General features: G+C 35.2%; 9 protein-coding genes. 5 read left to right on the top strand and 4 right to left on the bottom strand.

The annotated features are described in order from the left end of the window. Nucleotides 1–124 precede the first annotated feature (124 nt). The 3 genes from KO509_RS02650 to KO509_RS02660 all read left to right on the top strand — a co-directional run bounded on the left by KO509_RS02650 (nt 125) and on the right by KO509_RS02660 (nt 2,912). Nucleotides 125–1,522, top strand: a complete 1,398-nt coding sequence (locus KO509_RS02650) for a M28 family metallopeptidase (RefSeq protein ID WP_215971736.1) — start codon at nt 125–127, stop codon at nt 1,520–1,522. A 121-nt stretch (nt 1,523–1,643) separates the two neighbouring features. Continuing rightward, complete coding sequence (gene ftnA / locus KO509_RS02655; RefSeq protein WP_215971737.1) at nt 1,644–2,165, top strand: non-heme ferritin; 522 nt, start codon at nt 1,644–1,646, stop codon at nt 2,163–2,165. Between the two features lie 180 nt (nt 2,166–2,345). After that, the gene (locus KO509_RS02660) at nt 2,346–2,912 is read left to right on the top strand and encodes a UbiX family flavin prenyltransferase (RefSeq protein ID WP_215971738.1); all 567 of its coding nucleotides are present in this window, start codon (nt 2,346–2,348) and stop codon (nt 2,910–2,912) included. Nucleotides 2,913–3,026: 114 nt separating this feature from the next. Here KO509_RS02660 and amt read toward each other — a convergent pair whose 3' ends face one another. After that, on the bottom strand, nt 3,027–6,095 hold the full coding sequence (amt, locus tag KO509_RS02665; RefSeq protein WP_215971739.1) for an ammonium transporter: 3,069 nt from the start codon (nt 6,093–6,095) through the stop codon (nt 3,027–3,029). A 730-nt stretch (nt 6,096–6,825) separates the two neighbouring features. Further along, on the bottom strand, nt 6,826–7,311 hold the full coding sequence (locus KO509_RS02670; RefSeq protein ID WP_215971740.1) for a VOC family protein: 486 nt from the start codon (nt 7,309–7,311) through the stop codon (nt 6,826–6,828). Between the two features lie 125 nt (nt 7,312–7,436). Between KO509_RS02670 and KO509_RS02675 the strand changes: the two genes are divergently transcribed. Then, nucleotides 7,437–8,336, top strand: a complete 900-nt coding sequence (locus KO509_RS02675; protein ID WP_215971741.1) for a LysR family transcriptional regulator — start codon at nt 7,437–7,439, stop codon at nt 8,334–8,336. Nucleotides 8,337–8,564: 228 nt separating this feature from the next. Beyond that, nucleotides 8,565–9,440: a sel1 repeat family protein gene (locus KO509_RS02680; protein WP_215971742.1), complete on the top strand. Its 876-nt coding sequence runs from the start codon at nt 8,565–8,567 to the stop codon at nt 9,438–9,440. Between the two features lie 68 nt (nt 9,441–9,508). Here KO509_RS02680 and add read toward each other — a convergent pair whose 3' ends face one another. Together add and KO509_RS02690 are read right to left on the bottom strand one after the other, a co-directional pair. After that, nucleotides 9,509–10,531, bottom strand: a complete 1,023-nt coding sequence (gene add, locus KO509_RS02685) for an adenosine deaminase (RefSeq protein ID WP_215971743.1) — start codon at nt 10,529–10,531, stop codon at nt 9,509–9,511. Between the two features lie 576 nt (nt 10,532–11,107). Beyond that, nucleotides 11,108–13,993, bottom strand: coding sequence for an insulinase family protein (locus tag KO509_RS02690; protein ID WP_215971744.1), 2,886 nt, complete (start codon nt 13,991–13,993; stop codon nt 11,108–11,110). Nucleotides 13,994–14,079: the final 86 nt, after the last annotated feature.

A 14,079-nucleotide genomic window follows, 5' to 3' on the forward strand; every position in this document is an offset into this window, starting at 1 on the left:
GTCAGTTTATTGGTGATAAATTAATGGCTAATGACGAAGTTTGGCAAAAGTTATTGAATTTTAATTACATTTTAGTGCATGCCTTGTTTCTTGCCTTTTTGAAAAAACTCAATAGGAATGTTAGATGAATATAAAAACCTTGTATAAAGTTAGTTTGTTGCCGCTTGTTATTGTTGCTAGCCACTCATTGGCGAGTGATATTTCTACAACAACATCAACTGGCTCAGTGGATAATGAACAACTTCATAAAATAGCCAGTGAAGTATCTGCGAATCGTATTGAACAAGATATTAAAAAATTAGTAGGTTTTGGTACTCGCCATACTTTGTCGGAAACAGAGTCAACTACTAGAGGTATTGGCGCAGCACGTCGGTGGATTAAATCTGAGTTTGATAAAATCTCTGCCGAATGTGGTGGGTGTCTTACGGTTTACTATCAATCTGAAACCATTAGCGGTGAAAAGCGGATTCCAGATCCTACTGAGGTTGTGAGTGTTATTGCTATTCAAAAAGGTGTGTCTGATCCTAACCGTTATGTAGTTATGTCGGGTGATATTGATTCTAGAGTGTCTGATGTGATGAATTTTACTTCGGATTCTCCCGGTGCTAATGATAATGCATCAGGCTTAGCTGGAACGATTGAAGCTGCGCGAGTACTGTCGAAATATAAATTTCAGGGTAGTATTATTTATGCTGCTTTAGCGGGCGAAGAGCAAGGGTTATTTGGCGGACAAATAATGGCCAAGCAAGCGTTGAAAGATGGCTGGCGAATTAAAGCTGTTTTAAATAATGACATGATTGGCAATATTGAAGGTGTTAATGGTGTTATAAACAATACGACTGCCCGTATTTTTTCTGAAGGAACTCGCCCAACAGAAACGGCTAGTGAAGCTAAAAGTAGACGATTTACGGGTGGCGAAGTTGACTCACCTAGTCGTAATTTAGCACGTTATATAGATCGTATTGCCGATCAATACATTCCTAATTTAGATACCATGATGATTTACCGATTAGACCGATTTGGCCGCGGAGGACACCATAGACCTTTTAATCAAGTGGGTTTTCCGGCAATAAGAATTATGGAAACTAACGAAAATTATAACCGTCAACATCAAGACTTACGTACTGAAAATGGTATTGTTTATGGTGATACGCTTGATGGCGTTAATTTTGAATATGCGGCAAAATTAACGTCGCTTAACGCTGTTTCTTTAGCCTCAATGGCGATGGCACCAACCCCTCCGGCAGATGTTAAAATAGCGGGTACGGTAAAGCCGGATACAACACTTTCTTGGTCGCTGCCATTAGCTTCAGAAAATCCGCAACTTGTTGGTTTTAAAATTTACTGGCGTTTTACTGATGCTTCACAGTGGCAATTTAGCCGATTCGTGGGTAACGTAAATGAATTTACGTTAAAAAATGTTGTCATTGATAATTATTTCTTTGGTGTGGCGAGTGTTGCTGCAGACGGAACAGAAAGTCCGGTTGTTTTCCCTGGTGCAGCAGGTAGCTTTGGCGACTAGATTGAATAGCTAACTATTTCAAATGTAAAATAATGTTGTTCATGCCAGTCATAGATTTTTTTTTGTAGTAAAACGTGTAAAATGCAGGAAAAGAATTTAATAAATGTAACGGAGTAGGTATATGTTGGCAGCTACAATGGTTGAAAAGCTAAACGAACAAATAAATTTAGAGTTTTTTTCATCGAACCTTTATTTACAAATGAGTGCTTGGTGTGAAGATCGAGGTTTTGAAGGTGCTGCTGAATTTATGCAAAAGCATGCTGATGAAGAAATGGGCCACATGAAACGTTTATTTACTTACGTAAGTGAAACGGGCGCTTTACCTATTATTGGGACTATTGAAGCGCCTAAAGTTGATTTTGACTCGTTAGGTGACGTGTTTCGTGAAACTTATGAACATGAACAATTAGTGACTAAGGCGATTAATGAACTAGCGCACACTGCTTTTACTTCACAAGACTATTCAACATTTAACTTTTTACAGTGGTATGTTTCAGAGCAACATGAAGAAGAAAAGTTGTTCAAAGGCATTTTAGATAAAATTGATATGGTTGGCGAAGATGGTAAAGCTTTATTCTTTATTGACAAAGATTTAGCTGAGCTTGCTAAAGGTGCAGCGCCAAGTATTATGCAAACAGCTTAATAAAGCGCAGTAATCCTTAAATATGCTTTTCTTTAGACGTTGAAGCAGTGGTTTACCACGTTCAACGTCATCATTTTATTATTTATTATAATCACATCATTAAAACACAATTAATTGAAATCTATTTCTGTATTTTTTGCGTATATTAATCACTGTTTTTGTTTTCAAGAGGTTTTTTTCATGCGTTTAGTCATTGGTATAAGCGGCTCAAGTGGTGTGATTTACGGCATTCGCTTATTAGAAATGCTTAAAGAAATTGAGGGGGTAGAAACGCATTTAGTGATGAGCTCATATGCGCGACTTAATATTAGCATTGAAACAGAGCATTCGCTTAAATATGTTGAAGATTTAGCTGATGTTGTGCATAACAATAAGAATCAAGCTGCAAATATTTCTAGTGGTTCATTTAAAGTTGACGGTATGATCGTCGCACCATGTTCGATGAAAACACTCTCAGCCATTGTTAATTCTTATGCGGATAGTTTAATAGTGCGCGCAGCGGATGTAACACTGAAAGAGCGACGGAAATTAGTGTTAATGCCTAGAGAAGTGCCTTTGCATACAGGTCACTGCAAGCTAATGTATGAAGCTTCTCAATTGGGCGCTATTATCGCTCCCCCTATGCCAGCGTTTTATAACAAACCACAAACGGTAGATGATATTATTAACCATAGTGTGTCAAGGGTGCTTGATTTGTTTGATATCGACACAGGTACAACTAAGCGTTGGGCAGGGCAAAAGTCTTAATACGGGATCTTTTACAGCATAACATATGGGATTCTGAGTCAAGCTCAGAATGACGAAACTGCTCTGAAGGATAGGAGCTTCTTATCATGACGGAAGTTTCTCAGCGTGGCTATGTTAGTTTAGGCTAATGGGCTTTAGCTCGGTTAATGAAGGTCCATTATGTTTGGCTAGTAGCATTTCAACTCTCGCTAAAGGCAAAGGTTTATAAAAATAGTAGCCTTGAAATACATGACAACCTAACTCTATTAATGTTGATGCTTGTGATTCAGTTTCTACACCTTCTGCAACAACCGATAATCCCATCACTGAAGCTAAGTGAATAATGGCAGAGCAAATCTCACGATCTTCATCAATATCGCTGCATTCCTGTACGAAAGAACGATCAATTTTCAGGGTGTCTATCGGTAATCGTTTAAGGTAATTTAATGACGAATACCCAGTACCAAAATCATCAATTGATATGGTAACACCAAGTTTTTTGATATCTGAAAGTACACTGACACATTGCTCAATATCATGTATTAATACATGTTCAGTAATTTCAATATCTAACCATTTTCCCTGAATATTATTTTTCTTTAACTGTTGTTCAAGGTAGTGTAAGAAGTTTTCTGAAAGTATATGTCTCTCTGAAATATTAACCGATAAGGGAACAATATTAAGTCCTTCTGATAACCACTTACGCTGTTGTTCTATTGCGGTTTTAAGAACAAACTCACCGAGTTCATTTATCAAATTACTTTCTTCAGCAATGGAAATAAAGTCAGAAGGAAGAATTTCACCTTTTTCAGGATGTTCCCATCGAATAAGGGCTTCTAAACCAATGATATTGTCGGCGTTGATACTAATTTTTGGCTGATAAACTAGGGTAAATTGATTTTTTTCAATACCTTGTTTAATTTCATGCTCATAGTTAAGAGTTTTAGCCGCTTCTTTACCCATACGTTTATCATAAACTTTATAAGTATCTCGGCCGTCATCTTTAGCTTTATACATTGCAATATCAGCATTTTGAATTAAGTCATCTGCGTTGATTAGGCCTTTGGATGATATAGCAACACCAATACTAGTTTGAATTTCATAGCCTTTATTATTGATTTCAATGGGTGTTCTCATTTTTTCCAATATTTGTTTAGCTTTGTTCCTAATAATATTGTCATCAAGTTTGCCTGTTACAATAAAGATAAATTCATCGCCACCCCAACGTGAAATAATGTCGTTGTCTCTAGAGACATCATTTAAACGACGAGCGACCTCACATAATAATTTATCACCAGCCTTATGGCCTAATGTGTCATTAATTTTTTTAAATTTGTCTAAATCTAAAAAATATAAACCGACATCTAGGTTATTTTTTTGTGAAACTTTAATGGCAATGGAAAGCTCTTTCATCATATGAGCGCGATTGGATAAGCCCGTTAACGGGTCTTTATAAGCTAAAAATTGTAACCGTGATTTAAGCTTTAAATCTTTAGCTATGTCGCGAATGTGCAGGGTATATTCTGTTTTATATTTATTACCTAATTTGGCGCTTGTTATGGTTATTTCTGCAGGAAAAACTTCATTAGTAGCGCGTTTAATTTCCATTGTGGTTCGTCGATTTAGTATTAAGCCTTCAGGAGTGGTGAAGGCATGTTCAATACTATCAACTACTCTTTGTTTATCTTTATCTAAAACAAAAAGATCGGCAAAACGCTCGCCTTTAACGTGTTTTTTTAATGCGCCTAGTGTGCGTTCAGCAGAAGGGTTAAATTCGATGATCAAGCCACGCCAATCAATAATGATAATACAATCCATAGAAGAGTCTAAAATGGAGCTTTTACGCTTTTCACTCACTTTAAATTGTCCTATTGCTTCATCGCGACTTGTCATTTCACTGCTTACGCGCTGAATTACTTGATTATACTTACTGGCTATTTGTCCTACTTCGGTGAAGGGTTCTTCTTTGACGGGGCTGGTAAAATCTCCTTTGCTCTGTTGGTGTTCCATATCAGTCAGCAGATCGATTAATTCTGTACTGGCTTTATGTTCAGTAATATTTAATCCTTTGCTTTCATCTGTTAACGAAACTCTTAAAGGAGAATAAAAGTTGATTATTCGAATTAAGGCATAACTTAGCGTAAAGCTATATAAACCAATAACAACAATACCAATAGCTTGCGCAAGTAATTGTGCACCAATACTTAACTCAGTATCTCCAAACAAAGCGACGGCTAAAGTCCCCCAAATACCAGCGAAAAGATGAGCAGGAACAACCCCTAGAGCATCATCTATTTCTAATTTTTCAAACCATAAATTGCCCTGGTACATAATAATGCTGCCAATAACGGCAATGAATGCAGCTTCAGCAGGTTCAACAATATGACATGCAGCGGTCACTGAAACTAACCCAGCAATAATACCGTTTAAGGTAATACTAATATTAAGATATTTATCACGGTAATAACTAATAGCTGTTACCGTAAGTCCTCCCCATACTGCGGCAAGCATAGTATTTAATATGATTTTTGGCACACTCTCATCAAATGTTAATGTGCTACCGCCATTAAAGCCGAACCAACCAAACCAAATAAGAAAAACACCAAAAGCAGCCATGGGTATATTATTGCCAGAAGGGAATAAGTGACCTTTAGTAAAACGACCTGTACGTGGACCAATAACTAATATTGCGGCTAATGCCACCCAACCACCAACAGAATGAACGACTGTAGAGCCGGCAAAATCAATAAAGCCTAATGCCTCTAACCAGCCGGTATTTTTATCATTAAATGCGCTTGCCCATGCCCAATGACCAATAATAGGGTAAATGATAGTACTCAAAATTACGGTAATGTAGGCATAACCAATAAATGTCATACGCTCTGCTACTGCACCAGAGGTTAAAGTTGCTGCTGTTCCGCAAAACATAAGTTGAAAAAGAAAAAATGCAATCTGAAAAGCAGTATGCTCGCTATTAAAAACAAAGCCGCTTAAACCAATAATACCCATGAATGAATCACCAAACATGAAGCCAAAACCAATTAACCAAAATACAGAGGCGGATAAAATAAAATCAATAATGTTTTTTGCCGCGACATTGATATTATTTTTACTGCGGGTGCGACCACTCTCTAAGCAGAGAAAACCTGCTTGCATAGCAAAAACAAATAAGGCAGATATTATCAGCCATAGATTATCAATCATAATATTCCCTTTGTAGTCAGTAACTTTTTATCATAGGGCACAGCGCTATGACTAAATAATTCGGGATGTGGCAATACTTTACGTCGAATCAAAGTATTTTATTTTCACTGTTCTGTTATGGTTAATTAGAACGTTTTGTATTGTGGATAAGGCTGACCAGAGCGTGAAAACCTGGTTACAGTCTACCTTTGCTTTCTCCTTATGACGCCCTATCGCTTAGTCGTAATAGAAATTTTGTTGGAGTTAGTTGGTGAGCAAACAACATATAACCTTATATTTTATGAGTGCTCTCTATGCACTATTTATAGAAAAAGCAATAACAGTGCCATATTTATAAGAGAGATAAAAAACATAAAAGATATGCTTTAAAGCAACTACTTAATTCTGTTTTCTGCTCTTTATTTGAGTGGCAGCAGACAATTTCGTCTAATGCCAAACTTTTATTAATGAGTAACATTAGGCAAACTTTACAAGTTTAGTCGTAGAGTGTTTGTGCTCTAAAATTGAGCGTAATGTATAGTTTTGGTGCACTAAGTTATGATTATCGAGGCTCAGATATTGTTGTGTAGTGACTTGATATGAAATAATTTTATAAGTAAATATTTTGAGTTGATGCACGAATTTAAGCAAGCGATGCAGCTAAAGCACCAATTAATAGATAAAATTGTTTAGCTGTCGCTGTTAAGTGCGAAAGGGTTCTGTTTTTACCACGAACCCTGTAGTCTATTTATTATTCATAATCGGTAGCGTAAGTTTCTTCATATGAGTGTGAGTAAAGCTCAAATAAATTACCAAATGGGTCTTCGAGGTAAACCATTTTAGCCTGTTTGCTATCATCTTCTGGGTGGTATCGCATAATGTCCATTCTCACTTTGCCACCAAATTTTACTGTACGCTCAATCACACTTTGAAAGTCATCACTTTGCAGACAAAAGTGAAAAATTCCCAGTCGAGTAAAATCAACTTCATGACGTTCCTGTCGGTCTTTCATTTCAAATAGCTCTACGCCAATGCCATCAGTTGTTACTAGATGAGCAATGTTAAAGCCTTTGAATCCCTCACCAAAAACAGCAATACACATTTTACCGATAGCCGTTTCACGCTCCTCAAGCACTTTAGTATTATTCATTACAATTTTCAGCTCAAGTGCCTTTGTGTAGAACTCAACAGCCTTATCCATGTCGCCAACCATAATGCCTACGTGATTCATTTTCATCATTTACTCCAAACGTTGTTGTTTATGCGTTACTTAATTTGATAGCGTTATTTTATGATAGGAGGTTTATTATTTAAAATTATCAATTATAATCAAAATGATAATTTTAAATAATGGTGTTTAAGATGCTAAACCCAACTTGGTTGAAGACCTTTGTGACGCTTATTGATACTGGTCACTTTACTAAAACTGCTGATAAGCTATTTATGACACAGCCCGGTGTTAGCCAACACATAAATAAGCTTGAAAAGGCTTGTGGTCAGGCTCTTATTCAGCGAGATAAAAAAAGCTTCGATCTGACCGAGCAAGGGTTATTGGTTTATCAATACGCTGAACAGCTAGTAAAAAATGAACACGAATTACTAGAGCAACTCGGTTTTGATAATCCCTTTGTTGGCCATTGTCGATTAGCTTGCTCAGGTGCGCTAGCTTTGATGCTTTATCCCAAATTATTGGAGATACAAGTAGCACATTCACAGCTGATTGTTCAGTTAAAAGCTGCTCCTAACCATCAAATATTACATGAAATACAAAATGGAATAACTGATCTAGGTATTGTCACCGATGTGCCAAATAGTAGTTTATTCGATATACAAGAAATAGGTCGTGAACAGCTGTGTTTAGTGTTGCCTGCTAATGTTGAAATTGAAGATGATAGTGGTGACTTGTTAACCAAGCTTGGCCTTATTAATCACCCCGATGCCAAACATTATTTATCTTTGTATTTTGAACAAAGTCACGAATCAGATTTTAGTCACTTGAGTATTGAGCAGCTCCCTGTGACCGGTTATGTTAATCAAATTAGCCAAATATTAGAGCCTGTAGCGAAAGGGTTAGGTTTTACCGTATTGCCTAAAAGCGCCGTTGATATGTTCCAAGAGCCTCAGCGTTTAAAGGTATTTCAGCCTCAAAAACCCGTAATAGAAACCCTATACAGGGTAAAAAAGAGAAATAGAGTGTTACCCGCCCGTTTTGAAACCATGATATCAACACTACAAGGGCACTTTGATAACTTGTCTTGTTGAATATTTAGATTTTTAACTAGCTAAACAATAAGATATTAATATAGCTTTATTAAAAACCATGACATTAATATTACGAAGAGGCAGCTATATTAAATGGCTAGTTATATCGGGTGTTGTAGTAAATAACCGATAAATACAGGAAAATTGTCTTTTTTCCTTGTTAGTCGTTATTATATTTTATTCAAGCTCTGACACTTAAATTAATAGCGAAGTATAGGGATAAACTTTATGTATGTTAATAAAGCTATTACAGTACAAAGAACCTTTAGGTTTCCTCAAGTAACTACTGCATTTAAAGTGATTTTTTTCTTATTCTTATGTGTGGCTTTATCGTTAGCTTTTTTAGTGTATAAAAGCGACAATATTGAAGAAGAGCAAACTTTAGCTATTATTTCTAAGCCGAAAATCAATGATATTTACTTCTTAGACTTTAGGTTGTTAAGTGACAAATTGCGACCTAATGAAAAATATAGAATTGCCAAGGTAGTCGATATTGCTGGTGATATAATCACCTTGCTTTATGGTCGTTTTTTCTATCAATATCAGAATGCAGCAGTTAATAGTATTCAATATGGGCAATTAAGATATAAAGATTATTTTGAGTCTAAAAGATATGATATCCCGCTTAGTACAATTAAAACTATGTATAGTAATCAAGCTATTTATTTAGCCAAAAGACCGATAAGAAATAGGTTGTTTGGTAACTTCGTCAGCCCAGATAAGCCAAAAGAAACAAATAATTATTTAATTTATGGCAAAGAAGAAAATAGTAAAGGTGAAGCCTTCTTAATAGAACAGTTTAGCGAAACTAATTTAAAAACTGCTTTTGAGTTTTTTCAGGATTCATCTAAGTTGGGGTATGCGAAAGGGCAGGTTAACCTTGCAGAAATGTATATCAATGGACAGCATGTTGAAAAGGACTTTAATCAAGCCCTTTATTGGCTCAAGCAAGCATCGTTACAAAGTTATAAACCTGCAATTTTAAAATATGGAATAATTTGCAAGCAGATTGAGTCATGTAACATTGTTGACTTTTATCAAGAATTAACGGCTTCTGGTGTTAATATCAAGGTAAGAAAACTAGACTTTAAACTTAGTCAATAAAGTCTAAATTGTCATTTTAAAAGTCATACAATACGTGGTTTTTGTCTTTATCGCTTGCTACTTTATATTTAATGTAAATGCTGTGACTTGTATTCACTTACATAGCGTTGTAATTGTTGTAAATAATCCTCTTTGGTAGCGTCATCTATCCAAGCTACTTTAAATGCGTTACTTACGAGTGTAATTATTTGCTCTTGAGAGAATTTTCCTTCTTTTTGAAGTTCAATCAGGTTCTCATTTAAATAAGCTCTAAAATAGGCTGGATCATCTGAATTAATGGTGACTAACATCTCTTTGGCCAGCATTTGATGTATTTCATCAGAAGTGAGTGATTGCACTACAAATTGGTTCGATACTGGACACACGGTTAGTCCTAAGTCTTTTTCTTTAATGAGATCACATAATTCATTGCTTTCTAAAGAGTTAATTCCATGATCAATACGGTCAACCTGTACTTCATTAATACATTGCTTAATATGTACTAATGTATTTTTTTGATTAACATCGCAGTGCATAGTGAGCTTTAAACCCCATTTTTTTGCTTCAGAAAATACTTCATAAAATTTACTTGGTGGGTTATTTCTTTCATCAGAATCTAAACCGACACCAACTAACCAATCTAGATGTGGTTTTGCTAATACTAAATGCTGCATAGCGGATTCAGCACTCATATCGCGTAAAAAGCACATAATTAACTGACTTTTAATGCCTAAGTTTTTCTCAGCATCAACTTGCGCTTTGTGGATACCGGTAATAATTGTCTCAAAGCTTATCCCTCTCACGGTATGTGCTTGTGGATCGAAGAATATCTCAACATATAAGATTTCTTGGCTTCTCGCTTTACTTAAATATTGATATGTTAATTGATAGAAGTCACTTTCTTCTATCAAGACATTCATGCCAGCATAATAAATAGTTAAGAAAGAAGGGAGGTCATTAAAATCGTAAGCAGAAATTAAGGCTTCAGGTGTTTCATAACTTAATTCAACTTTGTTCTTCTTCGCTAAAGCAAAGCTCAATTCTGGTTCGAGCGTACCCTCAATATGCACATGTAATTCTGCTTTTGGCATGTTTTCAATAAAACGTTGCATGTAATCATTACTCTCTATTCATTTAATTAGTAATGAATAAGCAAACATGATACCAACAGCGCAGCGCTTTAGTTACTAGTATAGCTAGTTTATATTGGTGATTAGTGTGAGAATAAATGCACTAAAAAAGAGTACACGCACTGTGTTAGTGCGATATTTAGGACTAATGTTTAACAGAAATATTTGTCGCTATAACCATAGACTGATGTAACCATACAGTGACAAATAAATTCAATTAAAACGCACGACAAGTTAATCATGTAATAAAATTAAATGATTAAGGGGGAGCTTCAAGTGATTAAATTTATACTTTGGTTTCTAGCCAAAAGCTGACGTTAGCTTTTGTTAAACCATGATCATGTTTAGAGTAATATTAACAGGGATTCTCTGCTCGCTTGTGAGACTGGTTTAAGGCCATTTGAAAATGCTCCTTAGTTAGTGTAATTGGTATTATTGGTTAAACCTAAAATTTTCACATAAAAAATGCCAGTCAAGTTCATTGACTGGCATTTTAGTACTATGATAAATATTATTTACAACAATGGTAAGTACTTATATCAATAATAATCATAAACTTTATTTTTGATAATCAACCTTTTTAGCAACCGTTGCAGCATCTTGAATAACTATTTGATTAGCTAACGTTGCGAAAGGCTTATCTTGATATTTAGTGCCACGTAACTGCACATTCACGCGTGCAGCATTAGGGTTAGCCAATGTAGCTTTATAGAAATTTTTAATATCAGTTAAACTAACGCTTTTTACTTGCTCAATTAATTTAGCTTTTGAGTCATAGTTCCAGTTCTCTTTTTCCCAATCTGAAAACATAGGTGAAATTTCTTGATATAAATTTTTAGGCGCTTGTGTAAGACTCACTAATACGCCATCTTTAATTTTATCAAAGCTCGCTTGCGTTAAAGCATCAAGCAATACTTTATATTCAACATTAAATCTATCGAAGCGCGCTTGTGCTGCCGTTAAATCTAGCACTGGTGACTGTATATAAAGCCCAATACCTGCGTAGTTATCCATCGCCATATCAGTAGCTCCTACCGCATAACCAAGTTGCTCTTCAGTACGTAACTGATTAGAAGCTTCAAAAGTAAAGTGATTAGCTAACACTTTTGCTGTCGCAAGTGATCGGTACCCTGCTTTTGCATGAAAATACACATCAAGTAAAGCAATATCTGCTGCAGCAATATCTTGTTGGTAGCTTAATACTTGCCCTGATTTTGGTTTCAAATACACGTTTTTAGCATAACTTGTGGTTTTTTTATCCGTGCCTAAAGCCTTACTAACAAGTACTGCTACTTGTTTTAAATCTTTTTGACTGTAATTACCAAAAGCAAAAATTCTTGGTTGGTTGTTTTTAGTTACTTGAGCAACTATTTTATTAAAATCAGTTAACGTCATAACATTAGCCGCTTCAATTAATGCGCTATTTTCAAATTGATCTTTCCTAACTACTTTAGTGAAAGCACCACCAATTTGACGAACAGCAAACTGCTTTTGAATGTTAGCAATATCGCGCATATAACGATCTTTTGCTTGTAAGAAACTTTGCTCATCAACATTTGGCGTCAAATCTGTTAATAAGCTATTTAATAACGTACTTTGTTTGTCAGTAAAACCATCAACAAATAATGTCATGCCTTTACCTGCTGAGGCTTTAGTACTAATACCTGCAGCTTGCGCTTCAGACATTAACAAGCTTTGCTTTAAATTATAAACGTCTTGCCAAATAGCTAATGCTACTTGCGTATTTATATTAGCAATGGCTTCACCGCTATTAATATCAACTTTGATAATACCTTTAGGCTGTTCAGCGAATAACTGACTTGGGTAATGCCAAATTTTCACACCATTATGCTCAACTTTTAATTCAGGTTTTTGTTGGTTTGAATTTTGTGGTTTTATATCGAAATTTTCAGGTAATAAGCGATTTACTAACGGTAAAGAAAGTACTGTAGTTACGTTGTTTTTCCAGCTAGCTATTTCATCAGCGCCAATATCTTCAATACGATATTCACCTTGATAAAAGTGTTGTTTTTCAGTTACTTTTTCATTTTTACTCACATACCAAATACGTAATGTTTCTGGCGTTAATTGACTGAGTACATTTTCAATAGCTTGTGCGTCAAATTGCCCGTAATAATAAGGCGCATTAATCGCATAATTGGTTGAGTAATCTTGCATGCTATCAACCAAATTAGCGACATAGTTAAATTCATCACCTTTCTCTAAAAAGCGGAATTCGTTATCTAAAGCTGTTTTTATTTCTTTATAGTATTTTTCATCAACACCTTTCGCTTTTATTAGGTCAATGTATTGCATAATCATAGCTACTATTTCATCACGATTTGCCATACCATCATCTGTTAAATCTAATGTGATACTGAATTCACCATAATTACCGTAATGATTGGCAGAAGCGCCTGCATCTAATGAACTTATCCAACCTTTAGCTTTTAAAATTTGTGCTGGTGTACCCGGCATATCTGAGCCAAGCAAATATGAAATAAAATGATTAGGTTTAACGGTAAACTGACTCATATTATTAGCAATGGTAAAGTCTAATTTTAGTTGCTTAATATCTTGATTCGGTTTGAAATAAACTTTTTTACTACCTACTTTAGTAAAGTCTAGTGTTTGTTTAATTTCTGGTTTTTCAATATTTTTATCAATTATACTACTAAAGTGCTTAGTTGCTAAGGCTTCCATTTCATCTAATGGTAAGTTACTGACCATTGAAACTTTCATAATATTTGATGAATAGTATTTATTATAAAAATCGACAGTTTCTTTATGTAAGTTACTATTTTCTTTATCAGATAGCGTTTCTAAATTACCAATTAAAAATCGGTTAGCTGCATGTTCACCCATCATGCTACGTGACAATTTAAACTGTGCAAAAAAGTCTAACTCACCACGCATAGACCATTCTGAATTAACCGCATTACGCTCTTTGTCTGTATATTCAGGGTAAAACTTTGGTGATTTGAAAAAGTCAGAAAACCTATCAAGAGTTTCATCAAAAGCGTTATTATTCACCTTAAACATATAGTTGGTATAAGTTAACCATGTTGACGCATTTAAAGTTCCGCCATTCTCTTTGAGAAACTCAGAATACTCACTAGTTTCAGGGTATTTTTCAGTACCCAAAAATAGTAAGTGCTCAAGGTAATGCGCTAAACCTTGCTGTTCCATAGGGTCTTGTAATAAGCCTACACCAACATTTAATGCTGCTGCTGATTTTTTAGTTGTAGGGTCTGAAACCAATATCACTTCAATGTTATTACTTAGCTTAACGGTACGATAATCTCGTTGATCATTAGGGCTTACTGCAAGGTTTGTTAATGGCGCTAATACTGTAGTTGCTGCATTATTTTGCGTAGAAGGTGTTTGAGAACACGCGGTCATCATAACAAGCGCAATAGCACTGAGTGTGAATGTTTTTTTCATGTTTTTTCCCTTGAAATATGAATAAATCAAGCTAACTATAGTATTGCTATTTAGCGTACCATTTACTTATTTGTTGTTAGCTTGAA

Source organism: Colwellia sp. C2M11 (assembly GCF_018860915.1).
Taxonomy (GTDB): Bacteria; Pseudomonadota; Gammaproteobacteria; order Enterobacterales; family Alteromonadaceae; genus Colwellia.

Bases quoted from the DNA above. Each gene is read 5' to 3' on its own strand.
- KO509_RS02660 (WP_215971738.1), top strand. From the start codon at position 2,346: ATGCGTTTAGTCATTGGTATAAGCGGCTCAAGTGGTGTGATTTACGGC.
- KO509_RS02650 (WP_215971736.1), top strand. From the start codon at position 125: ATGAATATAAAAACCTTGTATAAAGTTAGTTTGTTGCCGCTTGTTATT.
- amt (WP_215971739.1), bottom strand. From the start codon at position 6,095: ATGATTGATAATCTATGGCTGATAATATCTGCCTTATTTGTTTTTGCT.
- KO509_RS02680 (WP_215971742.1), top strand. From the start codon at position 8,565: ATGTATGTTAATAAAGCTATTACAGTACAAAGAACCTTTAGGTTTCCT.
- KO509_RS02675 (WP_215971741.1), top strand. From the start codon at position 7,437: ATGCTAAACCCAACTTGGTTGAAGACCTTTGTGACGCTTATTGATACT.
- KO509_RS02670 (WP_215971740.1), bottom strand. From the start codon at position 7,311: ATGAAAATGAATCACGTAGGCATTATGGTTGGCGACATGGATAAGGCT.
- ftnA (WP_215971737.1), top strand. From the start codon at position 1,644: ATGTTGGCAGCTACAATGGTTGAAAAGCTAAACGAACAAATAAATTTA.
- add (WP_215971743.1), bottom strand. From the start codon at position 10,531: ATGCAACGTTTTATTGAAAACATGCCAAAAGCAGAATTACATGTGCAT.
- KO509_RS02690 (WP_215971744.1), bottom strand. From the start codon at position 13,993: ATGAAAAAAACATTCACACTCAGTGCTATTGCGCTTGTTATGATGACC.